Annotated in this window: 24 protein-coding genes and 2 pseudogenes; 20 read left to right on the forward strand and 6 right to left on the reverse strand. The window is 66.0% G+C overall.

The window, feature by feature from the left end:
* Positions 1-172: 172 nt before the first annotated feature.
* Both A5625_RS05140 and prfB read right to left on the reverse strand, forming a co-directional pair.
* On the reverse strand, positions 173-1159 hold the full coding sequence (locus A5625_RS05140; protein ID WP_066989684.1) for a mechanosensitive ion channel family protein: 987 nt from the start codon (positions 1157-1159) through the stop codon (positions 173-175).
* Positions 1149-2261 (reverse strand): peptide chain release factor 2, encoded by a 1113-nt coding sequence (gene prfB / locus A5625_RS05145; protein ID WP_066989687.1) that lies wholly within the window; start codon positions 2259-2261, stop codon positions 1149-1151. The genes A5625_RS05140 and prfB overlap by 11 nt, the downstream gene beginning before the upstream one ends.
* 159 nt (positions 2262-2420) lie before the next feature.
* Between prfB and A5625_RS05150 the strand changes: the two genes are divergently transcribed.
* A complete protein-coding gene (locus A5625_RS05150) occupies positions 2421-3791 on the forward strand; it encodes an FAD-dependent oxidoreductase (RefSeq protein WP_066989689.1) in 1371 nt (456 codons plus the stop codon).
* Positions 3792-3849: 58 nt separating this feature from the next.
* Positions 3850-4281, forward strand: a complete 432-nt coding sequence (locus A5625_RS05155) for a pyridoxamine 5'-phosphate oxidase family protein (protein ID WP_066989691.1) — start codon at positions 3850-3852, stop codon at positions 4279-4281.
* Here the strand turns inward: A5625_RS05155 and A5625_RS05160 are convergent.
* Both A5625_RS05160 and A5625_RS05165 read right to left on the reverse strand, forming a co-directional pair.
* Positions 4223-4697 (reverse strand): annotated as a pseudogene (locus A5625_RS05160) (group III truncated hemoglobin). The gene A5625_RS05155 and the pseudogene A5625_RS05160 overlap by 59 nt on opposite strands.
* Before the next feature lie 207 nt (positions 4698-4904).
* Positions 4905-5705 carry a universal stress protein gene (locus A5625_RS05165; RefSeq protein WP_066989695.1) on the reverse strand — a complete coding sequence of 267 codons (801 nt, stop codon included), beginning with the start codon at positions 5703-5705 and terminating at the stop codon, positions 4905-4907.
* A 289-nt stretch (positions 5706-5994) separates the two neighbouring features.
* Between A5625_RS05165 and A5625_RS05170 the strand changes: the two are divergent.
* The 3 genes and pseudogenes from A5625_RS05170 to A5625_RS05180 form a co-directional block, all read left to right on the forward strand.
* Positions 5995-6332: pseudogene (locus A5625_RS05170) on the forward strand (SPFH domain-containing protein); the annotation flags it as partial.
* A gap of 481 nt (positions 6333-6813) precedes the next feature.
* The gene (locus A5625_RS05175) at positions 6814-7959 is read left to right on the forward strand and encodes a PPE family protein (RefSeq protein ID WP_066989697.1); all 1146 of its coding nucleotides are present in this window, start codon (positions 6814-6816) and stop codon (positions 7957-7959) included.
* 92 nt (positions 7960-8051) lie between these two features.
* A complete protein-coding gene (locus tag A5625_RS05180) occupies positions 8052-9149 on the forward strand; it encodes a PPE family protein (RefSeq protein ID WP_066989700.1) in 1098 nt (365 codons plus the stop codon).
* Between the two features lie 6 nt (positions 9150-9155).
* On the opposite strand, the gene A5625_RS05185 is transcribed toward A5625_RS05180, so the two are convergent.
* A complete protein-coding gene (locus A5625_RS05185; RefSeq protein WP_066989703.1) occupies positions 9156-9536 on the reverse strand; it encodes a hypothetical protein in 381 nt (126 codons plus the stop codon).
* 86 nt (positions 9537-9622) lie between these two features.
* Between A5625_RS05185 and hisN the strand changes: the two genes are divergently transcribed.
* From hisN to A5625_RS05200, 3 genes are all read left to right on the forward strand, one after another.
* Complete coding sequence (gene hisN, locus A5625_RS05190) at positions 9623-10411, forward strand: histidinol-phosphatase (RefSeq protein ID WP_066989705.1); 789 nt, start codon at positions 9623-9625, stop codon at positions 10409-10411.
* A gap of 85 nt (positions 10412-10496) precedes the next feature.
* Positions 10497-11900: an acyl-CoA dehydrogenase family protein gene (locus tag A5625_RS05195; RefSeq protein ID WP_066989708.1), complete on the forward strand. Its 1404-nt coding sequence runs from the start codon at positions 10497-10499 to the stop codon at positions 11898-11900.
* Positions 11901-11932: 32 nt separating this feature from the next.
* Positions 11933-13138, forward strand: coding sequence for an acyl-CoA dehydrogenase family protein (locus tag A5625_RS05200; RefSeq protein ID WP_066989711.1), 1206 nt, complete (start codon positions 11933-11935; stop codon positions 13136-13138).
* 17 nt (positions 13139-13155) lie between these two features.
* On the opposite strand, the gene A5625_RS05205 is transcribed toward A5625_RS05200, so the two are convergent.
* Entirely contained in the window at positions 13156-14013 is an 858-nt protein-coding gene (locus A5625_RS05205) for an oxidoreductase (protein WP_066989716.1), read from the reverse strand.
* 22 nt (positions 14014-14035) lie between these two features.
* On the opposite strand from A5625_RS05205, the gene A5625_RS05210 reads away from it, so the two are divergent.
* The 12 genes from A5625_RS05210 to A5625_RS05265 all read left to right on the forward strand — a co-directional run bounded on the left by A5625_RS05210 (position 14036) and on the right by A5625_RS05265 (position 25094).
* The gene (locus A5625_RS05210) at positions 14036-15034 is read left to right on the forward strand and encodes an acryloyl-CoA reductase (RefSeq protein ID WP_066989721.1); all 999 of its coding nucleotides are present in this window, start codon (positions 14036-14038) and stop codon (positions 15032-15034) included.
* 54 nt (positions 15035-15088) lie between these two features.
* Positions 15089-16060 (forward strand): NADPH:quinone oxidoreductase family protein, encoded by a 972-nt coding sequence (locus A5625_RS05215; protein WP_066989723.1) that lies wholly within the window; start codon positions 15089-15091, stop codon positions 16058-16060.
* Positions 16061-16358: 298 nt separating this feature from the next.
* The gene (locus A5625_RS05220) at positions 16359-17465 is read left to right on the forward strand and encodes a homogentisate 1,2-dioxygenase (protein ID WP_066989726.1); all 1107 of its coding nucleotides are present in this window, start codon (positions 16359-16361) and stop codon (positions 17463-17465) included.
* Between the two features lie 49 nt (positions 17466-17514).
* Complete coding sequence (locus A5625_RS05225) at positions 17515-18711, forward strand: S9 family peptidase (protein WP_066989730.1); 1197 nt, start codon at positions 17515-17517, stop codon at positions 18709-18711.
* A gap of 47 nt (positions 18712-18758) precedes the next feature.
* The gene (locus A5625_RS05230) at positions 18759-19973 is read left to right on the forward strand and encodes a CaiB/BaiF CoA-transferase family protein (protein WP_066989733.1); all 1215 of its coding nucleotides are present in this window, start codon (positions 18759-18761) and stop codon (positions 19971-19973) included.
* Entirely contained in the window at positions 19970-20866 is an 897-nt protein-coding gene (locus tag A5625_RS05235) for a hydroxymethylglutaryl-CoA lyase (RefSeq protein WP_066989736.1), read from the forward strand. The genes A5625_RS05230 and A5625_RS05235 overlap by 4 nt, the downstream gene beginning before the upstream one ends.
* Before the next feature lie 14 nt (positions 20867-20880).
* The gene (locus tag A5625_RS05240; RefSeq protein WP_066989739.1) at positions 20881-21525 is read left to right on the forward strand and encodes a TetR/AcrR family transcriptional regulator; all 645 of its coding nucleotides are present in this window, start codon (positions 20881-20883) and stop codon (positions 21523-21525) included.
* 8 nt (positions 21526-21533) lie between these two features.
* Positions 21534-22772 carry an acyl-CoA dehydrogenase family protein gene (locus tag A5625_RS05245; RefSeq protein WP_066989742.1) on the forward strand — a complete coding sequence of 413 codons (1239 nt, stop codon included), beginning with the start codon at positions 21534-21536 and terminating at the stop codon, positions 22770-22772.
* Positions 22772-23761 carry a phosphotransferase family protein gene (locus A5625_RS05250; RefSeq protein WP_066989748.1) on the forward strand — a complete coding sequence of 330 codons (990 nt, stop codon included), beginning with the start codon at positions 22772-22774 and terminating at the stop codon, positions 23759-23761. Before A5625_RS05245 ends, A5625_RS05250 begins: the two co-directional genes overlap by 1 nt.
* Complete coding sequence (locus A5625_RS28960; protein ID WP_066989751.1) at positions 23758-24096, forward strand: DUF6285 domain-containing protein; 339 nt, start codon at positions 23758-23760, stop codon at positions 24094-24096. The genes A5625_RS05250 and A5625_RS28960 overlap by 4 nt, the downstream gene beginning before the upstream one ends.
* Positions 24097-24122: 26 nt before the next feature.
* Positions 24123-24524: a nuclear transport factor 2 family protein gene (locus A5625_RS05260; protein ID WP_066989755.1), complete on the forward strand. Its 402-nt coding sequence runs from the start codon at positions 24123-24125 to the stop codon at positions 24522-24524.
* A gap of 33 nt (positions 24525-24557) precedes the next feature.
* Positions 24558-25094 carry a YceI family protein gene (locus A5625_RS05265; RefSeq protein ID WP_066989758.1) on the forward strand — a complete coding sequence of 179 codons (537 nt, stop codon included), beginning with the start codon at positions 24558-24560 and terminating at the stop codon, positions 25092-25094.
* The last annotated feature ends 22 nt before the right edge of the window (positions 25095-25116 follow it).

Here is a 25116-nt window from a genome sequence, read left to right on the forward strand (position 1 = left end):
GCCGCCGGTTCCGGGCGGTAGGTGTCGTAGACCCACCACGTCAGCAGGAAAGCGATGATCAAGACGAAGGTTGACGTGCGCATCCGCCCACCGAACATGTAGTTCGGCCAGCGGCGCTCCGCATCCGTGTCGTCGCCGTCGCTGCGCTTCTCGAGGATGTTCAGGGTGAACTTCAACGCTTCTGCACCGCACCTTGGACTTCATCGTCGGTTTGCTGTTCGGCGGCCTGGGCGACCGGAACCGAGGGGTCTTCCACGAGGCCCACCTTCGCGTCCGCGGCCGTCACGATTCCGACCCGGGCCAGCGCTCGGATGACCAGCACCCGCAGCTGTCGGCCAACCTCGAACTGCTTGCCGGGCAGGGTGCGGGCCACCAGACGAAGCGTCACGGTGTCGACCGCGATGCTTTCCACACCCATCACGGTGGGCGCGTCCAACAGCAATTGCCCCAGCACCGGGTTGTCCATGGCGCGGTCGCACTCCTGGTGCAAGACCTCATTGACCCGGTTGAGGTCGGCGCTGGTCGACACGGGGATGTCCACCACCGCGCGTGCCCAGTCCTTCGACAGGTTGACCACCTTGACGATCTGCCCGTTCGGGATGGTCAGCACCTCACCGTCCGCCGACCGCAGGCGGGTCACCCGCAAGGTCACATTCTCGACGGTGCCACTGGCATCCGTCGCCGAAACTACGGTGATCGTCACCAGGTCTCCGAAGCCGTATTGGCGCTCCACCAGGATGAAGAAGCCGGCCAGCAGATCGCGCACCAACTGCTGTGCGCCGAAACCGAGCGCGGCGCCGACCACCGTGGCGGGCGCGACGAGCCCGCCCACCGAGAACTGCAGCACGGACGAAATCTGCAGGATGACCCAGATGCCGATGATGACGATCGACACCCAGGAGATCACCGACGCCAGGGCCTGGCGGTGCTTGGACGCCTCCGAGCGCACCAGCGCGTCGCTTTCGGCGAAGCCCAGGTTGAGCTGGTGGGTGACCTGCTGTGCCACCCAGTTGACGAACCGGGCCGCCAGCACCGCCGCGATCAGGACCATCACGATCCGCAGACCCCTGGTGATGATCCACTCGCCGAGCTGACCCCGCCAGAAGTCGTGCCAGCGGTGCGTCATCGATGCGGCAAGCAAAGTTGTGTTATTCGTCATCTTTTCGGTTGCGCCAACGGATTCCCGCTTCCAGGAAGCCGTCGATGTCTCCATCCAGGACGGCCGCAGGATTGCCAACCTCGTACTCGGTTCGCAGGTCCTTGACCATCTGATACGGCTGCAGAACGTAGGAGCGCATCTGGTTGCCCCACGAACTGCCGCCTTCGCCTTTTAACGCGTCTAGCTCAGCGCGTTCTTCGGATCGCTTGCGCTCCAACAACTTTGCCTGGAGCACTCGCATCGCCGAGATCTTGTTCTGCAGTTGCGATTTTTCGTTCTGGCAAGTCACGACGATACCCGTTGGGATGTGCGTTAAACGTACCGCAGAGTCGGTGGTGTTCACCGACTGGCCCCCCGGACCGCTCGAACGGTAAACGTCAACGCGCACATCGCCTTCCGGTATATCGATGTGATCGGTGGTCTCCACCACCGGTAGCACCTCGACTTCAGCGAACGATGTCTGGCGACGGCTCTGGTTGTCGAATGGGCTGATTCGCACCAGCCGGTGGGTGCCCTGCTCCACGGACAGGGTGCCGTAGGCGAACGGGGCGTGCACGGCGAACGTCGCGCTCTTGATGCCGGCCTCTTCGGCGTAGGACGTGTCGAAGACTTCGACGGGATACTTGTGCTGCTCGGCCCACCGGATGTACATCCGCATCAGCATCTCGGCCCAGTCCGCGGCGTCCACTCCGCCCGCGCCGGAACGTATCGTGACCAGCGCCTCGCGTTCGTCGTAATCACCCGAGAGCAGGGTGCGCACCTCAGTGGCCTCGATGTCCGCCCGCAGCGCCTTCAGCTCGGCGTCGGCTTCGGCGAGGGCGTCGGCGGCACCTTCACCCTCCTCGGCCGCCAGCTCGTAGAGCACCGGCAGATCGTCCAGGCGTCCGCGCAACTCCTCGACTCGGCGCAGCTCATTCTGCGCATGGGACAACTCACTGGTGACCCGCTGCGCCCGGGCTTGGTCGTCCCACAATTGGGGATCGGATGCCTCGTGTTCGAGCTTTTCGATGCGGCTGCGCAGACCGTCCACATCGAGCACCCGCTCCACCGTGGTCAGGGTGGCGTCGAGGGCGGCGATGTCGGCTTGACGGTCGGGTTCCACAGGCGACCACGTTACCGGGGCCTTTGCTCGCAGCGAGTGTCCAGGTCACGACCAGCGGTCATGCGTTTAGCATCGAGGCACGATCATGTGCGCCTGGCTCTGCGCGCCGGCCCGTCTGGGAGCCCCCGGCGCTAACCGGGCACGAATAGAAGGTCGAGTATGCGCCCTTACCACATTGCAATCGTTGGCTCCGGACCGTCGGGCTTCTTCGCCGCATCGTCCTTGCTGAAGGCCGCCGACGGCTCCGAGGACATTGATGTCGCTGTCGACATGCTGGAGATGCTGCCCACCCCGTGGGGGCTGGTGCGCTCCGGCGTCGCGCCCGATCACCCGAAGATCAAGTCGATCAGCAAGCAATTCGAGAAGACGTCAAAGGACCCGCGCTTCCGTTTCTTCGGCAACATCTCGGTCGGCGACCACGTGCAGGCCAGCGAGCTCGCCGAGCGCTACGACGCCGTCGTCTACGCGGTTGGGGCGCAATCCGACCGTTCGCTGAACATTCCTGGTGAAGACCTGCCCGGCAGCATCGCGGCCGTTGATTTCGTGGGTTGGTACAACGCGCATCCGAACTTCGAGCAGGCCACGCCCGACCTCTCGGGCTCCCGGGCGGTCGTGGTCGGCAACGGCAACGTCGCTCTCGACGTGGCGCGCATTCTGGTGACCGATCCCGACGTGCTGGGGTTGACCGACATCGCCGACCACGCGCTGGAATCGCTGCGCCCGTGCGGCGTCGACGAAGTGTTGGTCATCGGCCGGCGCGGGCCGCTGCAGACCGCGTTCACCACCCTCGAGCTCCGTGAGCTGGGAGAGCTGGACAACGTCGATGTGATCGTGGACCCCGCGCAACTGGAAGGCATCAGCGACGAGGATGCGGCCGCGGCCGGCAAGACGGCGAAGCAGAACATCAATGTGCTACGCGATTACGCGAAGCGCGAACCGCGTCCCGGACACCGCCGCATCGTGCTGCGCTTCATGACCTCCCCGATCGAGATCAAGGGCGAGAACCGAGTGGAAGCGATTGTGCTCTGCCGCAACGACCTGGTCGTCGACGACAACGGGCGGGTCTCCGCCAATGACACCGGCGAGCGCGAGGAGCTACCGGTGCAGCTGGTGGTGCGCTCGGTCGGCTACCGCGGGTTGCCCACCCCGGGGCTGCCGTTCGACGAGAAGACCGCGACGATCCCCAACAAGGGTGGCCGGGTCGAAGGTAGCCGCAACGAATACGTGGTCGGATGGATCAAGCGGGGACCGACCGGTGTCATCGGCACCAATAAGAAGGACTCCCAGGAAACCGTGGATACGTTGCTGGCTGATTTGTCCGATGCCGCCGACAACGGCGGACTCGCGGATTTCCCGGAAGACCACGCCGACCAACTGGCCGACTGGCTGGCATCGCGCCAGCCCAAACTGGTCACCTCGGCGCACTGGGAGCTGATCGACGCCCACGAGCGGGCGGCCGGCGAGCCGCACGGCAGACCGCGCGTCAAGCTGCCGAGCCTGTCCAAGTTGCTGCGGGTAAGTCACGGCTGAGTCTTCCGAGTACGAAGGCCTCTACTCAACGACGTCAATTCTCCGTAGCTTTGAGGGCGTGGGTAGCGACCAACCAGTCACCGTGCTTTCCGAGGACGAGAACTGGGATCTGTTGGGAAGCATGGCGCTGGGCCGGTTGGTCACCAACTTCGCCGGCGAGCCCGAGATCTTTCCGGTGAACTTCGTTGTGCAGGACCGCACGGTGCTGTTCCGCACCGCTGAGGGCACCAAACTGTTCTCGGCGGTGGCGAATCACGCGGTGGTCTTCGAGGTCGACGACCACAACCACCTCGAAGGATGGAGCGTGATCGTGCGCGGCCGCGCGCGACTACTGAAGACCGAGGCGGGCATTCAAGAAGCCGAACGCGCGCACTTGTTGCCGTGGACCGCGACGCTCAAACCGCACTACGTGCGGATAACCCCGACCGAGATCACCGGCCGCCGGTTCCGCTTCGGCCCAGAGCCTGACCATCACGAGCCGGTTGCGTGACGAGAATCTCGGGCGCATCGACACCGGTCAGGGCGCCGGTGCATCGCCCACGCGATCCGGCCGGCCTGAACCTTCGCCCGATCGGCCGCCGGTCCGCGATACATTTCGTCAACGGTGTTGTGCCACAGCGTAAGCCAGCGCCGGAAGTGATGTTTCGACAGTGGCGCTCGTCGGTGGATGTCCCGGTGCGCCTGCAACGCGCTACCGCGATACAGACCCGCGCGGAACAGCACGGTCTCCCAAAAGTCGCACATCGTCGGTACGTGGGTCTCCAAACCGGTGGCCCGCAACTCGGCAAACGGCTCGGCCAGTACCTCGTCGTCCAACGCCCGCCCGTAAAAACGGCGCAGTAGCGCCTCCACGTCCGCGCGGTCCGTCAGGTCTGCACCCGCCTCGGCCGTCGTCAGCCGGCTCATGATTCAGCGACCCCTCCATCTATCTGAAACTCAGAGTAACACCATCTTGACTCAGGGCGCCGTCTCACAACAGGGCCGTAAGGCCCTTGACATCACGCAGCAACTGGCGCGCACGGAAGGAAATGCCGCCGTGTCCGCGAATCTTTCCATCGATGAAGCTCGTTGCAGAGCAGTATGTTTCAGCTCACAGCCGCAGCCGTGTTCGAGTCACAGGTTGCCGCAACGTATCGCAAGCACGGAGTGACCCGCGTGACACAGCGCCTCGGCCTGGTAGTTGTCGGTGACCAGCAGCTGCCCGGGATCGTCGTGTGCGCGCAGGTACCGGTCGACGCCCCCGGCCACAATCGCGGGCTCGGCCTGCACGTCGGGATACAACCGCATCCACCGCGCCAGCCTGCGATCCAATTGTGCTTGCGCTGAGGCCTTTTCAGGGCTCCCGTCACGCGCATCCGCGTCACTCGATACCGACACCGCGCGCAATGGCGTTCGGCGCCGCCTCGCTTCGTCGAACGCATGCCGCAACACGGTGCCGTTGTCTACTTCGGCTACCACGCTGGTGACCTGGGCCGGTGCCGACGCACGGCTCGCCGACTGTTGGATCACGGCGACCGGACACAGCGCCAAGCGGACCAACGAGGTCGCGACGGCAGGTCCGCCATGACAGGCATGGTTGAGCCCGATGTGCCCGATGCACATCATTACCGCCGACCTGGATTCCTCTAGGAGTTTGGAAACCGTTCTTCCCCAGAGTATTTCAGTTTCCACTTTAACCGGCTGCTTGACCGCCTCGACGCACCGATGGGCGTCGCCCAGCGCGGCGCGAGCGACGGCGAGTCGAGCGCTCCCGCTGGGTGCGCCCGACGCATCGTGCGGATCGACGACGTAGACCAGGCGCAGCGGAATATCGCGGCTTACCGCCTCGGCGATCGCCCACACGGCGGCATGTATCGCCGCCCTGGATCCGTCGACACCTACCAGAATTGCGGGAGCTGAATACACATTGCTCATCGCGACTTCCTTCGTTGCGCGGTAGAAGGGTGCTCGTCGCACCGCTCCGTCGTCAGAATATTGTCCGTAACCCCCGCTCCCCCAGAGGCATTGGTCGCCGAAATAGGTGCCATTGGACCCTACGGTAGAACCTCACGGGCGGAATTGACTGTTGCCATCGCGATGGCAGCGACCGAATATCGAGTGCGGACGAAAACCAGGTTTGTTTGACAGGCGAGACGACAGCGGGCACCACCACCATCACCCGGACGGGAGACCTCGCGCATGACCGCTCCACAGACATCCAATGGCGCGAGTCAACGCCGTGGTGATGTTTCAGGTGACGGACCCGCTGAAAGCGATTCTGGCGGTGGAAAACTACGCGGTGGCCACATCGCAGATCGCGCAAACGACACTACGGTCGCTGTTGGGCCGGGCGGACCTGGACACGCTGCTGGCACATCGGACGGACCTCAACAGCGACCTGCGCACGATCATCGAGAAGCAGACCGAGCCCTGAGAAGTGCAAGTGCGCGTCGTGGAGATCAAGGATGTCGAGAGCACGGAGTCGATGCAGCGGGCGATGGCCCGCGAGGCCGAAGCCGAGCGTGAACGCCGCGCCAAGGTGATCACGCCCGCGGCGAGCTCGTGGTCGACAACCTCAACCATCGCGGCTGAGCACCGGCGTATGCCGCCGCGGCGACCAGATGCCAAGCACTCCAAATACTTTCGTTGTTGAACAGGTGTCAATCAGGGCAGCTTACAAGGTGAACACAAGATGAATACAACGTGAACTACAGCTGAATTCTGCCTGGTGCGCGCCGTGAATTAAGCAAAACCCCGCGAGCATCGGCCGCACCTGCGACTTTTAGAGGGCCCGAAAACCGAAGGTCCTTTTTCTGCGATGCCCCGTGCGCATGCTCCGCCAACGCGATAAGCGCCACGCTGCCCGCTAGACGGCCGTGGCGCGATCGCGCCGGGCCGCCCTATCACCCGACGCGGGGGTGAGCTTTGCCGACCGGCAAAGCAGATCCGGGAGCGGCCACATATTTCAGGAAACGCCGATGCGGTCACCGCCGGCGCCGGAGGCGTCTGTCCGCAAATCACACATTGAAGGGAATGCATCACCATGGATTGGGCTTTTCTTCCACCAGAAGTCAACTCTGCCCGGATGTACAGCGGCCCGGGACTGGCCTCGCTGCTGGCCGCTGCGGGAAGCTGGGACGCGGTGTCCGCCGAACTGGCCTCCACCGCCGAGTCCTACGAATCGGTGCTCGCGGGCCTGGACCTGCAGTGGCGCGGCCCGGCCGCCGAGGCGATGGCGGCCTCAGCCGCCCGCTATGTGACGTGGTTGCAGACGACCGCCGAGCAGACCAAGCAGACGGCCATGCAGGCGCGTACCGCCGCGGCGGCCTACGAGCAGGCGTATGCGATGACGGTGCCGCCACCGGCGGTCGCCGCGAACCGCACCCTGTTGGCGTCTTTGGTGGCGACGAACATCGTCGGTCAGAACACCGCGGCCATCGCCGACACCGAGGCACAGTACGCCGATTTCTGGGCGCAGGACGCCGCCGCCATGTCGGGTTACTCCGTGTCTTCGAGGGCGGCGGCCCAGTTGCCCCGGTTTGTCACCGCACATAAGTCGACCAGCGAGTCCGGGTTGAGCGCACAGCAGAGCGCCAAGGCCACCGCCGCCACGAATAGTGCTGTCACGCGGACCTTTTCAACGTTAGACGACCCGACTACGGGAAACACCTACAACTATTACGACCTTTCATCGGCTACTTCGGCCAACAACAACGCCTTCCGCGTCCTCGACGCCATCCAGGGGACCGGCCTCGGTTTCAGCGCTCCCTACAACATGGAGCAGTTCGTGTCCGGAATCATCGGCGCCGAAAACAATTTGGGCATTCTGGCCAAACCAGGGGCCGCCGCCGCCAATCTCGCACCCGCGCTGGCAGCACCCGCACTCCGCGGCGCCACATCGGGCCTCGGCGGGGGCCTGGGCAATGTCACCGCAACTCTCTCGCACGCCGGCTCGATCGGGCCGATGTCCGTGCCGGCAAGTTGGTCGGCGCCCACCAGCACCCACATCTCGCCGTTAGAACCCGCGGGGTTCACCACGCTGCCCGGAACCGAGGAGCCGATCGCGTCCGGATATCCCGGCTACCCCGGCATGCCAGGCGGCGGTGCCTCGCGCACGGTCGGCGCGGGTGTCCCACCCCGCTACGGCGTGCGGCTCACCGTGATGCCACGCCCGCCGGCCGCTGGGTGACATGCTGCCAACCCACCAACTGCCGTCGGCCGCAGAACGAACCGTTGGCCCCACGCAGTTTCGCTGCACGCGGCTCATAGAGCTGTAAGACAATGCATTTCGGCTTCCTTCCGCCCGAGGTCAACTCTGGCCGGATGTACGCAGGTCCCGGGTCGGGCCCGCTGTTGGCTGCCGCCGGAAGCTGGGACTCGCTGTCGGCCGAGTTGGCCATCACGGCCGCGGTGTATGAATCGGTGCTCTCCGGGCTGACGGGCTTGTACTGGCACGGACCCGCATCCCGGGCTATGGCAGCCAGCGCGGCGCCCTATGTGGCGTGGCTGTACACGAGCGCCGAACGTGCACAGCAGACCGCCATGCAGGCTCGGGCGGCCGCGGCAGCGTATGAACTGGCGCATGCCATGACGGTGCCCCCATCGGCGGTCGCGGCCAACCGCCTGCAGTTGGCGATGCTGATGGCGACAAACTTTTTCGGCCAGAACACAGCGGCCATCGCGGCGACCGAAGCTCAGTACGCCGAATACTGGGCGCAGGACGCCTCGGCGATGTACACGTATTCGGCCAATTCAGCTGCGGCAGCGCAAGTTTCGCCGTTCTCCTCGCCGCGACGGACCACCACTGACGATGGGATGACGGCACAGCAGGACACGGTCGCTCGCGCCGCCGCCGACGCCTCGGGCTCGGGCTCGGGATCGCAGGCGGCAACTCCCCCGTCCCCCGGGGGGCCGGAAATCCCGCTCGATTTCCGAATCCTGGACACCATCCAGGGCGCCCAGACCGTATTCAGATCCATTTTCACCGCGGAGGGGACCCCCGCCGGAATCATCCAGGCCGACAAGAACTTGGGCATTTTGCCAAACCTCGCGGCGGTTCCCGCCACACTCCCCCAGGCGCCGGCGCTCAGCGGCGCGGCAGCGGGTCCGGGCAACGTCAACGCGGTGCTCGCGCGTGCCGCGCGGATCGGCCCGATGTCGGTGCCGGCCGGCTGGGCAACCGCTTCCGGCAATCCCGTTACGGCATTGCCGTGCAGCGGCCTGTCGGACCTGACGGCGACCGAAGTGATGTCCCCAACCGGTTCGGCCGCGTCCGGCATTCCCGGAATTCCCGGCGGGACGGTCAGGCGAGCAGCACTTGTGGTCCCCCGCTACGGCGTTCGGATCACGGTCATGGGGCGCCCGCCGGCGGCCGGCTGACCGACGCTAGCTCGCGGCCGGCGGCTCAGGTGGCGCTGGTGACTCGGGCGCCGGCCCGGGTGGCGCCGGCGGTACCGCGGGAGCGAATTTCCAGTTGTCCGGATTCTTCGGCGAATACACCACCGGAAACAGTTGGCCGATGCTCGGCCACTGATCCACGTCCACGGCCATGCGCTGATACACCGCGTGTTCGTTCACCGTCGGCCCATTGATCACGCCGGCGATGGTGACGAATTGCTCGCCGGTCGCATCGGGTCGGGGACTTATTCCGGTCACCAGCAGCGTGCCGCTCAGCAGCTCCCCGCGTGGGCCACGCGGGACGAAACGCTGGACGAGAAATACGCCCAGTACGGCCAGCAGCAGGATCAGCAGTCCTAATTCCCACACGAGGCCATGGTAGGTCCGTGATAAGACTGCGTCATGAGTCGGCACCGGCGACGACGCAGTGCGATGCGGTGAGGAGGAGCGGTGCGGTGAGTCAGGACGATCTGGCGCTGGCGCTGACGCTGGCCGGCCGCGCTGACACGTTGACTTCGGCCCGATTCGGTGCGCTGGACCTGCACGTCGACACCAAGCCTGATCTGACGCCGGTGACCGACGCCGATCGCGCGGTGGAAGCCGAGCTGCGTGAGGTGCTCGCCGGCGAACGGCCGGACGACAGCATCGTCGGCGAAGAGTTCGGCGGCGACATCACCTTCACCGGACGTCAATGGATCATCGACCCGATCGACGGCACCAAGAACTTCGTCCGCGGGGTGCCGGTATGGGCCACTCTGATCGCGTTGCTTAAAGATGGTGTCCCCATTGTCGGTGTGGTGAGCGCCCCGGCACTGCAGCGCCGGTGGTGGGCCGCACACGGCCGGGGCGCCTTCGCCGCGGTCAACGGTGGGCCCGCGCGACGCCTCTCGGTTTCCTCAGTGGCACAACTGAATTCGGCAAGCCTGTCGTTCTCCAGCCTGTCCGGGTGGGCGCAGCTCGGTGTGCGGGACCGATTCATCGCGCTGACCGACGCGGTGTGGCGGGTGCGCGCCTTCGGCGACTTCCTGTCCTATTGCCTGCTCGCCGAAGGGGCGGTTGACATCGCCGCCGAACCGGAGGTGTCGGTGTGGGATCTTGCCGCGCTCGACGTCCTGGTGCGCGAAGCGGGCGGGACGTTCACGGCATTGGACGGCACCGCCGGACCGCATCGTGGCAGCGCCGTGGCCACCAACGGCCTGCTGCACAAGCAGGTGCTCAGCAGCCTCACGGCCACGCCGGTGTGAATTAGTTAACAACTGTTCTCTCCGATCTTACTCCGGAGTAAGATCGGAGTTATCCGCATTGCCCGTCAAACCTGAGGCTGCTGAAATGACCGTTACCGGTTCCAAACAGACTTCGAAAACCGCCCGCTCACGCGTCAAACGGCGCGATCACAAATCCGCAGTCGGACTGCAACCGCACAAGCGCACCGGCATCGATATCGCCATCGCGCTGCTCACCCCGCTCGTCGGGCAGGAGTTTCTGGACAAATACCAGTTACGCGACCCGCTCAACCGCGCCCTGCGCTACGGCACCAAGACCATCTTCTCCACCGCCGCAACCTCATCGCGGGAGTTCAAGCGCATCCAGAATCTGCGCGGCGGGCCGACCCGGCTCAAGTCCAGCGGCAAAGACTATTTCGACCTGACACCCGACGACGACCAGAAGATGATCGTCGAAACCCTCGACGAGTTCGCCGAGGAAGTGTTGCGGCCCGCGGCACACGATGCCGACGAGGCGGCGACCTACCCGCCCGACCTGATCGCCAAGGCCGCCGAATTGGGCATCACCGCGATCAACATTCCCGAGGACTTCGACGGCATCGCCGCGCACCGGTCCAGCGTGACCAACGTGCTGGTTGCCGAGGCGCTGGCTTACGGCGACATGGGTCTGGCGTTGCCGCTACTGGCCCCCGGAGGCGTGGCCTCCGCGCTGACCCACTGGGGCAGCGCCGACCAGCAGGCCACCTACCTTCCCGAATTCGCCGGCGAGAACGTGCCGCAAGCGTGCGTGGCCATCGCCGAACCGCAACCACTCTTCGACCCCACCCGGTTGACGACCACCGCGGTGCGCACCCCGAGCGGATACCGCCTCGACGGTGTGAAGTCGTTGGTCCCGGCCGCCGCGGACTCCGAGCTTTTCATCGTCGGCGCGCAGCTGGACGGTAAGCCGGCCCTGTTCATCGTCGAGTCCTCGACGAAAGGCCTGACCGTGAAAGCGGATCCGAGCATGGGGATTCGCGCGGCGGCCCTGGGCCAGGTCGAGCTCTCCGGGGTGACGGTGCCACTGAGTGCACGGCTCGGTGAGGACGAAGCGACCGACGAGGATTACTCCGAGGCGATCGCGCTGTCCCGGCTGGGCTGGGCGGCGCTGACGGTCGGTACCTCGCATGCGGTGCTCGACTACGTCGTCCCGTACGTGAAGGAACGGCAGGCTTTCGGCGAGCCGATCGCCCACCGGCAGGCGGTGGCCTTCATGTGCGCCAACATCGCCATCGAACTGGACGGGCTGCGGCTGATCACCTGGCGCGGCGCGGCGCGCGCCGAGCAAGGGCTGCCGTTCATCCGCGAAGCGGCGCTGGCCAAGCGGCTCGGCGCCGACAAGGGCATGCAGATCGGCCTGGACGGCGTGCAGCTGCTCGGCGGCCACGGCTACACGAAAGAGCACCCCGTCGAACGCTGGTACCGCGACCTGCGGGCCATCGGCGTCGCCGAGGGCGTCGTAGTCATCTGAGCCGTTATCCAATTCGAGCTGAAAGTTCAATCATGGCAATCAATCTGGAACTTCCCCGCAAGATGCAAGCGGTGACGACGAAGACGCATCAGGGTGCCGCCGAGCTGATGCGGCCGATCGCCCGCAAGTACGACCTCAAGGAACACGCGTACCCGGTCGAGCTCGACACTTTGTTCAGCCTCTTCGAAGGAGCCTCGGAGTCAATCGAATTCGCGGGAGCCAACGCGCTGGGCGGCGAGGACGAAGAGCGCGACAAGAACCACAACGGCGCCAACATGGCCGCCCTGCTGCAGACGTTGGAAGCCAGTTGGGGCGATCTCGCGATGATGCTGTCGGTGCCCTACCAGGGGCTGGGGAACGCGGCCATCTCCGCGGTCGCCAACGAGGAACAGCTGCAACGGCTGGGCAAGGTCTGGGCGGCGATGGCCATCACCGAACCCGGCTTCGGATCGGACTCGGCGGCGGTGTCCACGACCGCCACCCTGGACGGCGACGAATACGTGATCAACGGCGAGAAGATCTTTGTCACCGCCGGGTCGCGCGCCACCCACATCGTGGTGTGGGCGACGCTGGACAAGTCACAGGGCCGCGCGGCGATCAAGTCGTTCGTGGTGCCACGCGAGCATCCCGGTGTCACGGTCGAACGACTCGAGCACAAGCTCGGCATCAAGGGCTCCGATACCGCGGTCATCCGGTTCGACAACGCCCGCATTCCCAAGGAAAACCTGCTCGGCAACCCCGAGATCGAGGTCGGCAAGGGCTTTTCCGGAGTGATGGAGACCTTCGACAACACCCGACCCATCGTCGCGGCGATGGCCGTCGGTGTCGGCCGCGCCGCGCTCGAGGAGATTCGCAAGATCCTCACCGAGGCCGGTGTGGAGATCTCCTACGACAAGCCCTCGCACGTCCAAAGCGCGGCGGCCTCGGAGTTCTTGCGGATGGAGGCCGACTGGGAGGCCAGCTACCTGCTGTCGCTGCGGGCGGCGTGGCAGGCCGACAACAAGATCCCCAACTCCAAAGAAGCGTCGATGAGTAAGGCCAAGGCCGGCCGGATGGCCACCGACGTCACGCTCAAGACGGTCGAATTAGCCGGCACCGCAGGCTATTCCGAGCAGTCACTGCTGGAGAAATGGGCGCGCGACTCGAAGATCCTGGACATCTTCGAGGGCACCCAACAGATTCAGCAGTTGGTGGTCGCACGCCGGCTGCTGGGCCTGTCTTCGTCCGAGCTCAAGTAAGTCCGGGGTCGACGAAACTACGCGGCGACCGCGTTCAGCTGCTCACGGGCTTCGTCGTCCAGTTCGATGGACCCGACGTTCAGGTTCTCCTCCAGGTGGCCCAGTGACGACGTACCGGGGATCAACAACACGTTGGGCGCCACGCTGAGTGTCCATGCCAGCGCGACCTGCGCCGGCGTGCACCCCAGTCGCTGCGCGGTCTGCTGCAGCGCCTGGTGGCTGAGCACCGGATTGGGCTGCATGAAGGCCGCGCCCAGCGGGAAGAACGGAACGAAGGCAATCCCGCGCGCCGTGCATTCCTCGAGCACCGGGGCCGCGTCCCGGTGCACCAAGTTGAATGCGTTTTGCACACAGGCGATTTCGGTGCGTTGCACGGCATGCCGCAGATGCTCGAGGTTTACGTTGCTCAGCCCGATCCCGCCGATCAAGCCCTGGTCTCGAGCCTCGATCATGGCCGAGAGCTGGTCGTCGAATTGTTGGTCCGGGCCGTCGCTTTCGAACAACCGCAGGTTGACCACGGCCAGTTGCTCGATACCGAGGCTGCGCAGGTTCGTTTCGATGTCGCTGCGCAACTCGGCCGGCGCGCCGGCGGGCAGCCAACCGCCCTTGTCATCGCGGCGGCCACCGACCTTGCTGACCAATGCCAAGTTCTGTGGGTAGGGATGCAGCGCGGCACGAATCAGTTCGTTGGCGACGTCGGGCCCATAGAACTGGGCGGTGTCGATGTGGTTGACGCCGAGTTCGACCGCGCGGCGCAGCACGGCCAGCGCTTCGTCGCGGTCGCGCGGTGGACCGAACGCATTGGGTCCGGGCAACTGCATGGCACCGAAGCCGACGCGGTTGACCGAAAACGCACCGAGTGGAAAGGGATCCATACGGTGAGGTTAGCGTCGGAGCATGGACACGTTTCAAGCGCTTGTGGCGCGACAAGATGGTGACCGGATAACCGCCTCGGTCGAAACGCTGAACCACTCCGACCTGCCGCCCGGCGATGTGACCATCCGGGTCCTGTATTCGAGCGTCAACTACAAGGACGCGCTGGCACTGACGCCGGGTGGCGGCGTGGTGCGCAACTATCCCGTGGTGCCGGGAATTGACCTGACCGGCGAGGTGGTGGAATCGACCTCGGCCGACTTCGCCGTCGGCGACAAGGTGCTGGCGCACGGGTATGCGATCGGCACCGGCCACCACGGCGGCTACGCCGAATACGCACGGCTGCCCGCCGATCAGGTGGTAGCGCTCGGCACGTTGAGTCCACACGAGGGCGCCGCGATCGGGACCGCCGGCTTCACCGCCGCGATGAGCGTGCGGGCGCTGATCGGCTGGGGCATCGCGCCCGACGCCGGCCCCATCGTGGTCACCGGAGCCACCGGCGGCGTCGGCTCGGTCAGTGTGGATCTGCTAGCGGCCGCCGGATACCAGGTGGTCGCCTCGACCGGCAAAGCCGAAGCCGCTGACCGGCTCAAAGCCCTTGGCGCCGCGGAAGTTATCGGCCGCCTGCCCGCCGACCCCGACGCCAAACCGCGGCCCCTCGGCAAGGCGCGCTGGGCGGGCGGGGTGGATTGCGTGGGCGGCGCGACGCTGGCCGACGTGCTCAGCACCGTCGATTACGGCGGCGCGGTAGCGGCCAGCGGCCTTACCGGCGGGCCGGCCCTGCACACCACGGTGATGCCCTTCATCCTGCGCGGCATCGCATTGCTGGGCATGGACTCCGTGCTGATGCCGATCGGCCCGCGCCGCGAATTGTGGGCCAAGCTGGGCGATTCGTTGCGCCCACGTCGGTTGGACTCGCTGGTCAGTGAGGTCGACGTAAAAGACGTCGTCGACGTGATCGACCAGGTGCGCGCCGGCAAATTCTCCGGCCGGGCCGTGGTGCGGGTCGCGGGCGGCTTTTGAGCCGGCAGTAGGCTGATCAAGCGCTTTTCCGATGACAATGACGACGGAGGTGGCATGCGCGCGATCCAGGTGACGCGGCTCGATGGTCCAGACGCGGTCGAGTTGACCGACATCGATGAGCCGTCGGGCGACGGGGTCGTCGTCGACGTGCACGCCGCCGGGGTGGCGTTCCCGGACGCCCTACTCACCCGCGGCCTCTACCAATACCGCCCGGAGTTGCCGTTCGTGCTCGGCGCCGAGATCGCCGGTGTGGTCCGGTCGGCGCCGGAAGGCGCGCAGGTCCGTGCCGGCGACCGCGTCGTCGGCCTCACCATGCTGTCCGGCGGCATGGCCGAGGTCGCGGTGCTGGCCCCGGACCGGGTGTTCAAGCTGCCCGACAACGTCAGCTTCGAGGCGGGCGCCGGCCTGCTGTTCAACGACCTCACGGTGTACTTCGCGCTGACCGTCCGGGGCCGGCTGCAGCGCGGTGAGACGGTACTGGTGCACGGGGCGGCCGGGGGCATCGGAACCTCGGCGCTGCGGCTGGCGCCCGCGCTGGGCGCATCCCGCACCATCGCCGTGGTCAGCACGCAGGACAAGGCCGATATCGCCACCGCGGCCGGCGCGACGGACGTGGTTTTGGCCGACGGTTTCAAGGACGCGGTGAAGGAATTGACCCACGGCCACGGCGTCGACATCGTCGTCGACCCGGTCGGCGGCGACCGGTTCACCGACTCGCTGCGCTCGCTGGCTCCCGCGGGTCGGCTGCTGGTGGTGGGCTTCACCGGTGGCGAGATTCCGACCGTCAAGGTAAACCGGTTGCTGCTCAACAACATTGACGTGGTCGGTGTCGGCTGGGGCGCCTGGGCGGGGACGCATCCGGGCGCGCTGGACGAGCAGTGGGCCGGACTCGAGCGATTGCTCACCTCCGGTGAGCTGACTCCACCCGAGCCGGTGACCTACCCGCTGGAGGAAGCGGGCGCCGCCGTCGCCTCGCTGGAGAACCGCAGCGCCAAGGGCAAGGTGGTGCTGCGCGTCCGCGGCTAGGCACCGCAGCGCGGGTTCGCCCGGGCGCAAGTCCCATCCGCCACAGTGGTTTCGGCGCCCGACGATCGGCTGTTTGCCCGCCTCATAGCGACGATCGTCCGCCGGTGCGGGTGCCACCGGAGCTGTCGCTGCGAGGCGGGCACCAAGCGAGTCTCGTCCGGCGGTGTGTGTGACTAACGCGGCAGCGACGGCGACGCGCTGACGGCCGCTCTTGTGCGAGCCAAAAAGAAAAAGTAATGTCACTTTCAGTTTTATAGTCTGAGCGCCACCCCAGCTGGTCCCGTCGGAGGAGCCGTCCATGGAATCCTTTGTGCACCTGCGAAAAGGCCGAACACCGCACCGTCTGCACGCCGATCTCGACGGCCTCAAGGACGACGAGTTGGGCCGGGGCGGATTCACCGGCCGCACCGCCAACCTCTACCGCCGCCACGACCCCACCGCCTATCGGTCGGTCGGTCCGCTGCGGCCCATCGACGTGCTGTCCAGCGAACTCAAGCCCAGCGATGCCACCGACGCCGACGGTGGGCCGCTGCTGATGTTCAACAACGACGACTGCCGAATTATGTTGAGCCGCCGCCACGAGCCGATGCCGTTCTTCGCCCGTCATGTCGACGGCGACCTACTGTGCTTCGTCCACCAAGGCAGCGGTCTGGCCGAGACCGAGTTCGGGCCGCTGCGCTACCGGGAAGGCGACTGGCTGTACATCCCGAAGGCATGCACCTGGCGCCAACTGCCCGACCCCTCAGCCGAAGGGGCCACGACGATGCTGATGATCGAGGCCAGCGACGAGTTTCGGGTGCCGCCGCCCGGGGCGCTGGGCCGTCACTTTCCCTTCGACCCGTCGCAGGTCATCATCCCCGAGCCGGTCCCGGCCACCGAGGACGAGGCCGACGGCGAATACCAGGTCCGGCTCATCCACGAAGGTGGCCCGACAACGCTGTTCTACCAACACAATCCGCTCGATGTCGAAGGCTGGCGCGGTGACAACTTCGCGTTCACCTTCAACATCGCCGACTACAATGTGGTCACCTCCGACAGCGTCCACCTGCCGCCGACGGTGCACCTGTTCATGCAGGCCACCGGGGTCTACGTGATGAACTTCCTGCCCAAGCCCGCCGAGGGGATTCCGGGTACCGAACGCACACCGTGGTATCACCGCAACGTCGATTACGACGAGATCGCCTTCTTCCACGGCGGCTCGCTCTACGGCATCCCGATGCCGCCCGGTCTGATTTCGCATGCGCCACAAGGGGTTCATCACGGCGCGCCAGAGAAGGCCCGGGAACGAGCGCGCCGCAAATTCGACGACTACTCCCGCGTCGACTGGCAGGTAATCGCCATCGACACCCGCCGGCGGTTGACCCCGTCGGCCGAAGTGCTGGCCCACGACCTAGGACAACATTGATGACCCGCGCCAGCGACGATGCAGAACGAAGTGATGAGGAGCGGCGCTAATGACGCAAGCGGTGAAGCCCAAGAAGTTCGAGTACGACCGGATCCCCTATCTCGTTGCCTTCCAAAACAATTCCGGGGTGCGCGACGTCTACGGCGGCCTGGCCGAGATCACCGTGCTGGAGAGCTACCTGCTCAAGCCGAAGGACAAGCCATCGGACACCGTGCTGGTGTTCATGCACCCCATCGGGGGCGGGGCCTACCTGCCGATGATCAACGCACTGGCCCGGGCCGGCCACCACGTCATCTACTGCAACAGCCGCTTCCGCGGCACCGACTCGGCGCTGCTGATGGAGAAGGTGGTCGAGGATCTCGGCGAATGCATCAAGGACGCCAAAAAGCGGCTGGGCTACTCCAAGGTGGTGCTGGCCGGATGGAGCGGCGGCGGTTCGCTGTCGGTGTTCTATCAGCAGCAGGCGCAGAATCCGACGATTACGTGCAGCCCGACCGGTGACGGCCCCGACCTGACCAAACTCGACCTGCCCGCCGCCGACGGCATCATGCTGCTCGCCGCGCACGTCAGCCGGCACGGCACGCTGACCGAATGGCTGGACGCGTCGATCCTCGACGAATCCGACCCCACCAAGCGCGATCCCGAGCTGGACCTGTACAACCCGGACAACCCCAATCAGCCGCCGTACAGCCAAGAATTCCTGGACCGTTACCGGCAGGCGCAGATCGACCGCAACCGCCGCATCACCGCGTGGGTCCGGGACAAGCTGGCCGAGCTGAAAGCCGCCGGCCGCCCCGACGACGAGTTCGGCTTCGTCGTGCACGGCACCATGGCCGACCCGCGCTGGCTGGACCCGACCGTCGATCCCAACGAACGCGCCCCAGGAACCTGCTACCTGGGGGATCCTCAGGTGGTGAACATGAGTCCGGTCGGGTTGGCCCGGTTCTCCACGTTGCGCGGCTGGCTGTCGCAGTGGAGCTACGACGACGCGCGCGGCGACGCGGTGGCCTGCGGGCCCGCCATCGCGATCCCGGCGCTGGTGATCGGTAATCTGGCGGATGACGCCTGTACTCCCAGCCATACCCGGCGGCTGTTCCATGCGATCGGACACGTTGACAAGGAGATGCACGAAATCCCAGGCGCCACACACTATTACGCGGGACCCGATCAGCGCGACGCGCTGCGGGCCGCCGTAACCATTGTCACCGACTGGCTGGTGCGGCACGATTTCGCGAGCGAGGGATGAGCAGCCGCCTGCAACGATGCAGAGGAAGCGATGAGGAGAAGCGGCGCATGACACCGGTGACACCAGCGGGACCGCTGGATGGCGTCCGGGTGCTCGAACTGGGCACGCTGATCGCCGGACCCTTCGCCGGCCGGCTGCTCGGCGACATGGGCGCCGACGTCATCAAAGTGGAACTGCCCAAAGCCCCGGACCCGCTGCGCACCTGGGGTCAGGCCGAACTCGACGGGCAGCACGTCTTCTGGACGGTGCACGCGCGCAACAAGAAGTCGATCACCCTGGACCTGCGCCATCCGCGTGGCCGGGAACTGTTCTGCGAGCTCGTCGAGAAATCCGACATCGTGGTGGAGAACTTCCGCCCGGGCACCCTGGAAAAGTGGAACCTGGGCTACGACGTGCTCAGCGAACGCAATCCGGGCATCATCCTGGTCCGGGTGTCCGGCTACGGGCAGACCGGGCCCGACGCCGCCAAGGCCGGTTACGCCTCGGTCGCCGAGGCGTCCAGCGGACTGCGGCACCTCAACGGCTTCCCCGGCGGACCGCCGCCCCGGCTGGCGCTCTCGCTCGGTGACAGCCTGGCCGGCATGTTCGGCGCCCAGGGCGCGCTGGCCGCACTTTACCGACGCGGCATCACCGGACGCGGACAGGTGGTGGACGTCGCGCTGACCGAATCATGTTTGGCCGTACAAGAATCCACCATCCCTGACTACGATGTCGGCGGCGTGGTGCGCGGACCGTCCGGAACCCGCCTGGAGGGCATCGCCCCATCCAACATCTATCGCAGCGCGGACGGCTCCTGGGTGGTGATCGCCGCCAACCAGGACACTGTGTTCGCCCGGCTGTGCAAGGCGATGAGCCGCCCGGAGCTGGCCACCGACGACCGGTTCGCCACGCACGTCGCACGCGGCCGCAACCAAGACGAACTCGACCACATCATCGGCGCCTGGGCGGCAGAACGCCAGCCCGGCGAGATCATCGAAACCCTTTCCGCCGCAGGCGTGATCGCCGGGCCGATCAATACGGTCGCCGAGGTCGTCAACGACCCGCAGCTGCGGGCCCGCGGCATGCTGGTCGAGCACTACGACGAGCGGGTACAGCGCAACGTGCTCGGGCCGGGCATCGTGCCGGTGCTCTCTGAATCACCGGGGCAAATCCGCAACGCCGGACCGGCGCGGCCGGGCCAGCACAACGACGATGTCTACATCGGGCTGCTGGGCAAGTCAGCCGAGAAGCTCGAGGAGCTGCGCGCTGAGGAGGTGCTATGACCGTCCACGTCGACATTCGCGAGGTCGCGCTGCGCGACGGTCTGCAGATCGAATCGCCAATCCCGTTGTCGGCCAAGCTCGAGCTGCTGGCAGCGGTGGCCGCCACCGGAGTGCGCGAGGTCGAGGTGACCGCATTCGTCTCGCCGTCGAAGGTGCCGTCGATGGCCGATGCCGCCGAGCTGGCCACCCATCTGCATGACTACCCCGACATCGAATTCTCGGCGCTGGTCGCCAGTCCCAACGGTGCCAATCGCGCCGTCGCGGCGGGATTGCGCTCCATCGAATACGTGGTGGCCGCCGACGACACGTTCAGCAAGGCCAACGTCGGACGCACCAGCACCGAGGCCACCAACCAGATCGACGAGATCGTCGCAATCGCGCACGACAGCAACGTCACTGTCGAAGTGGTGATCGCCACCGCCTGGGACTCGCCGTTCGAAGGCCCGACCCCGCCACAGCGGGTGCTCGAGATCGCCGCGGCCGCCCGCGACCGCGGCGCCGACCGCCTGTCGATCGCCGACACCATCGGCACCACCACCCCTGGGCGAGTGAGTTCTTTGATCACACAACTGCTTCCGGTGATCGGCGACCTGCCGCTGGGCGGCCACTTCCACAACACCCGCGGCTCCGGGCTGGCCAGCGCCTACGCCGCCGTCAGTTCTGGGGTGACCCGGCTGGACGCCTCGGTCGGCGGCCTGGGCGGCTGCCCGTTCGCACCGGGCGCCACTGGCAACATCGCCACCGAGGATCTGGTGTACCTGCTGCGCGACAGCGGCATCGACGTCGACGTCGACCTGCAGACTGCCATCGCCGCGGCCGACGTGGCGAAGTCGGTGGTGGGACACGACCTGCCGAGCGCCCTGTTACGCGCCGGCGACCGGCGGAGACATTAAGTGCGGGGGAACTGATGTCCGCCCCGGAGGCAACCCGTGCGCTGACCGCCAAAGGCCGCCAGACCAGGCAGGCCATCGAGCAGGCCGCACGTAAGCTGTTCGCCGAGCGGGGCTTTCACGGCACCACATTGGCCGACATCACGTCGGCTGCGGGAAAATCACCGGCGGTGTTCTACCGATACTTCGCCGACAAAGAGGATCTGCTGGCCGCCCTGGCGGAATCGTTCCTGCATGAGGTGGTGACACCGTCGGGGCTGAGCGTTCACCTGCCAGACTCGCCTGACGACGACGCCTTCTTCACCTCGGTGGTCACCGGCTACTGGAACATGTTCAAGCAGAACATCGGCATCATGATCGCCGTGGCCCAGTTGGCCGCCACCCAACAACGTTTCGCGGCCGTTCAGAACGAATTCCGACGGTTCGGAATCGATCTCGTCGCGGCGTCGGTGCGCCGCGCCCAGGAGCAGGGTTACGGCACCGAACTGCATCCCCAGCACACCGCGGCGGCCATCGCGTTGCTGTTCGAAAACTTCACCACCGTGTTCGTCGGACCTTCCGGCCCTGCCGGCCTGGGAGTCAACATCAGCGACGAAGACGCCATCGCGACCTTGTCCACGATCTGGAAGAAAACCTTGTACGGCGGCCTCACGAGATCTTAGGAGTAAATGTGGATTTCACATTGCCAGAGCACCTTCCGGGCGTACTCGCCGAGATGGATGCTTTCATTGAGGCCGAGATCAAGCCGCTGGAACGCGAGAACATGCAGTATTTCGACCAGCGTCGCGAGCATGCGCGCACCGACTGGGACAACGACGGAATCCCGACGCGCGAGTGGGAGGACCTGCTCTCCGAGATGCGCAGGCGCGCCGACAAGGCCGGCTGGCTGCGCTACGGATTGCCGGCCTCGCTGGGCGGCCGCGACGGCAGCAATGTCGACATGGCGGTCATCCGGGAACACTTGGCGCACAAGGGTCTTGGCCTGCACAACGATCTGCAGAACGAATCGTCGATCGTCGGGAATTTCCCGCAGGTGATCATGATGGAACGATTCGGCACCGATGAGCAGCGCCGGGCGTGGTCGGAAGCGTTGATCACCGGAGAACGTTCCATGGCATTCGGCCTGACCGAGCCGAAGCACGGATCGGATGCCACCTGGCTGGAAACCCGCGCCGAACGCGACGGCGACAGTTGGGTGATCAACGGCACCAAGCGGTTCAACACGGGTGTACACCGGGCGACCCACGATCTGGTTTTCGCCCGCACCTCCGGTGAGCCCGGCGGCGCGGTGGGCATCACCGCGTTTCTGGTGCCTACCGACGCATCCGGCTTCAACGTTCCCTACTACTGGTGGACGTTCAATATGCCCACCGACCACGGCGAGGTCGAGCTGACCGACGTTCGGGTGCCCGCCGATGCGGTGCTCGGAGAGGTGGATCGCGGCCTGGAGGTTGCGCAAACCTTCCTGCACGAGAACCGGATTCGGCAAGCGGCCAGCAGTTTGGGTGCCGCGCAGTACTGTATCGATCGCGCCGCCGAATACGCCGGCAGCCGAACGGTGTTCGGCAAGCCGCTGTCGGTCAACCAGGCGGTGCAATGGCCGCTGGCCGAGCTGGCGACCGAAGCGCAAATGGTACGGCTGCTGGTGCAATACGCCGCCTGGCATCTGGACCGCGACCACCACATGGAGGTCTCCGACAAGGTGTCGATGGCCAATTACCGCGCCAACCGGCTGGTGTGCGACGCAGCCGATCGCGCCATGCAGATCTTCGGCGGCCTCGGCTACAGCCGCCACGAGCCGTTCGAACACATCTACCGCCACCACCGTCGCTACCGGATCACCGAGGGCGCCGAAGAAATCCAGATTCGCCGGGTGGCCCAGCGGCTGTTCAAATTCGGAAAGAAGTGATGGACGTCGAGCCAGAGATACTGAGCACCAAACTAGCCGGGCTGCTTACCGACGCCTTCGGCGCCGACACCGCAGTCGAGAACCTGCGTGCGCTGACCGGGGGCGCCAGCAGAACCACCTGGGCGTTCGAGGCCGTCACCAATGCGCAACGGCGCGCGCTGATCTTGCGCACCGGCCCGCCCGACGACATGCATGCCAGCATGGAGCTCGAAGCCAGGACGCAGGCCGCGGCGGCGGCCGCCGGCGCGCCGGTCCCCCACGTGCTGATCGCCGACAATTCGCCTGCCACACTTGGTAATCCGTTTTTGATCTGCGATGAGATCAAAGGCGAGACAATCGTGCGGCGCATCCAGCGTCAGCTCGACGGCGCCGACGGACATGCGGCCCGCACCCGATTGCTGCAGCAGTGCGCGCACGCCGTGGCCGCCATCCACCGCGCCGACGCACACGACGCAGGGCTGACCCACCAGGACCAACTTGCCGAATGGCGCCAGCGCCTCGACGACATGGGCGACACCACTGCAACTTTCGAATGGGGGTTTCGCTGGCTGGCCGCGCACCCGCCCGAGCCGTCACCGGCGGTGTTGGTGCACGGCGACTTTCGGATGGGCAATCTCATCGTCGACGGATCCAATCTTGCCGCGGTCCTGGACTGGGAGCTGGTGCACGTGGGACAGGCGTATGAAGACCTGGCGTGGTTCTGCATCCGGGCCTGGCGATTCGGCGCTCCGGCCGACCTCGGCGCCGGCGGCTTGGGCAGCATCGAGAGCTTCCTGCGGGCCTACGAGCAGGCCAGCGCGACGACCGTGGACCGGTTGGCGTTCCACTGGTGGCTGGTGCTTGCCACGTTGCGCTGGGGTGTCATCTGCCGCTTCCAAGCGGAACGGCATTTGAGCGGTCAAAACCGCTCGGTCGAGCTGGCGACCATCGGCCGTCGGGTCTGCGAGACCGAATGGGACCTGCTCAACCTGCTCGAGGCTCGGCCGTGATCGGCGCCTACGGCCGCCCGCTGGCCGCCGAACTGGTGGCCGCGGTGGCCGAATTCCTGGAAAGCGACGTGCGCGCGGCGACCGAAGGACAGGTCAACTTCCACGCCAGAGTCGCGGCCAACGCGTTGCGCATCGTCGAGCGCGAACTGCTCGACGAAAGCGAGGCAGAATCCCATGCCGCGCTGGCCGGCCTGGGTTTCGCCGATGAGGAACAGCTGGCCGCCGCGATACGGGCCGGCGCACTGGACGGGCGAGCAGCCGAAGTCACCGCCTGCCTGCGCACCCTGGTGCGACGACGGTTGGCCGTTGCCCACCCCGGATATGACAGCGAATAGTTCGGCGATCAGATTAGGAGCAAGACATGCCCGCTTCCAGCGCCGAGACGGTCGTCGACACGGCCAACCGCCTGTTCACCGCCATCGAGCGAAGCGATATTGCCGCGGTGGCCGCGATGTGGAGCAACGATATCGCGGTATGGCGCGCCGGCTCCCGGCGTGACGACGACAAGACTCGCGCGATGCGGGTCATCGATTGGTTCATCGGCGTGACCACGCAGCGCCGCTATGAAATCCTGGACCGGCAACTCTTCGACGACGGGTCAGCCCGAGGCTTCGTCCAGCAGCACATCCTGCACGCCACCGGGCATGCCGGGCAGTCGATCTCACTGCGGGTCTGCATCGTGATCAAGGTGGGCACCGACGGCCTGATCGAGCGGATCGACGAATATTTCGATCCCGCGGGTATCGCGCCGTTGATGAACTAGCGCTAGATTCGCCACGACACAGTGAGGGTGACAATGACGACTTTGGAGACACTGCTTCACGATCCCGACCTGGCCGGCGTGTGGAACCTGGTTCAGGATCGGTCGGCCATCACTTTCAAGATCAGAAACATGTGGGGCCTGGTGAACGTCAAGGGCCGCTTCACCGACTTCACCGGCGACGGCCAACTGACCGGCAAGGGAGCGGTTTTCGGTCGGGTCGACATCCGGGCCGCCTCGCTGGACACCGGCATCGGCCGTCGCGACAAGCACCTGCGCTCGGCCGACTTCTTCGACGTCGACCGCTTCGGGGAGATCAGCGTCGTCGTCACCGCGGTGACCCCGACGCAAGGCAAGTCCGCCGACCTCCGTGCCAACCTCACCATCAAAGGCGTCACCGAGGAGGTGCCGCTGCCCGTCACGATCTCCGAGCTCGATGACGGCTCGATCCGAATCACCGGCGAAACCAAGCTCGATCGCGACCGGTTCGACCTGGGCTGGAACCGGCTCGGCATGATCGGCTCGACAGCAACGGCCACGGCCGAAGCCATCTTCGCGCGGGCATCGCAATAACGATTCCGCGGGCACCCCGGTG

Origin of the sequence: Mycobacterium sp. 1465703.0, from assembly GCF_001672975.1 — a bacterium.
Lineage (GTDB): Bacteria > Actinomycetota > Actinomycetes > Mycobacteriales > Mycobacteriaceae > Mycobacterium.

Bases quoted from the DNA above. Each gene is read 5' to 3' on its own strand.
- A5625_RS05175 (WP_066989697.1), top strand. From the start codon at position 6,814: ATGGATTGGGCTTTTCTTCCACCAGAAGTCAACTCTGCCCGGATGTAC.
- A5625_RS05165 (WP_066989695.1), bottom strand. From the start codon at position 5,705: ATGAGCAATGTGTATTCAGCTCCCGCAATTCTGGTAGGTGTCGACGGA.
- A5625_RS05180 (WP_066989700.1), top strand. From the start codon at position 8,052: ATGCATTTCGGCTTCCTTCCGCCCGAGGTCAACTCTGGCCGGATGTAC.
- A5625_RS05210 (WP_066989721.1), top strand. From the start codon at position 14,036: ATGGACACGTTTCAAGCGCTTGTGGCGCGACAAGATGGTGACCGGATA.
- A5625_RS05220 (WP_066989726.1), top strand. From the start codon at position 16,359: ATGGAATCCTTTGTGCACCTGCGAAAAGGCCGAACACCGCACCGTCTG.
- A5625_RS05240 (WP_066989739.1), top strand. From the start codon at position 20,881: ATGTCCGCCCCGGAGGCAACCCGTGCGCTGACCGCCAAAGGCCGCCAG.
- A5625_RS05250 (WP_066989748.1), top strand. From the start codon at position 22,772: ATGGACGTCGAGCCAGAGATACTGAGCACCAAACTAGCCGGGCTGCTT.
- A5625_RS05195 (WP_066989708.1), top strand. From the start codon at position 10,497: ATGACCGTTACCGGTTCCAAACAGACTTCGAAAACCGCCCGCTCACGC.
- A5625_RS05235 (WP_066989736.1), top strand. From the start codon at position 19,970: ATGACCGTCCACGTCGACATTCGCGAGGTCGCGCTGCGCGACGGTCTG.
- A5625_RS05225 (WP_066989730.1), top strand. From the start codon at position 17,515: ATGACGCAAGCGGTGAAGCCCAAGAAGTTCGAGTACGACCGGATCCCC.
- A5625_RS05140 (WP_066989684.1), bottom strand. From the start codon at position 1,159: ATGACGAATAACACAACTTTGCTTGCCGCATCGATGACGCACCGCTGG.
- A5625_RS05150 (WP_066989689.1), top strand. From the start codon at position 2,421: ATGCGCCCTTACCACATTGCAATCGTTGGCTCCGGACCGTCGGGCTTC.
- A5625_RS05265 (WP_066989758.1), top strand. From the start codon at position 24,558: ATGACGACTTTGGAGACACTGCTTCACGATCCCGACCTGGCCGGCGTG.
- A5625_RS05230 (WP_066989733.1), top strand. From the start codon at position 18,759: ATGACACCGGTGACACCAGCGGGACCGCTGGATGGCGTCCGGGTGCTC.
- A5625_RS05215 (WP_066989723.1), top strand. From the start codon at position 15,089: ATGCGCGCGATCCAGGTGACGCGGCTCGATGGTCCAGACGCGGTCGAG.
- A5625_RS05205 (WP_066989716.1), bottom strand. From the start codon at position 14,013: ATGGATCCCTTTCCACTCGGTGCGTTTTCGGTCAACCGCGTCGGCTTC.
- A5625_RS05260 (WP_066989755.1), top strand. From the start codon at position 24,123: ATGCCCGCTTCCAGCGCCGAGACGGTCGTCGACACGGCCAACCGCCTG.
- A5625_RS05200 (WP_066989711.1), top strand. From the start codon at position 11,933: ATGGCAATCAATCTGGAACTTCCCCGCAAGATGCAAGCGGTGACGACG.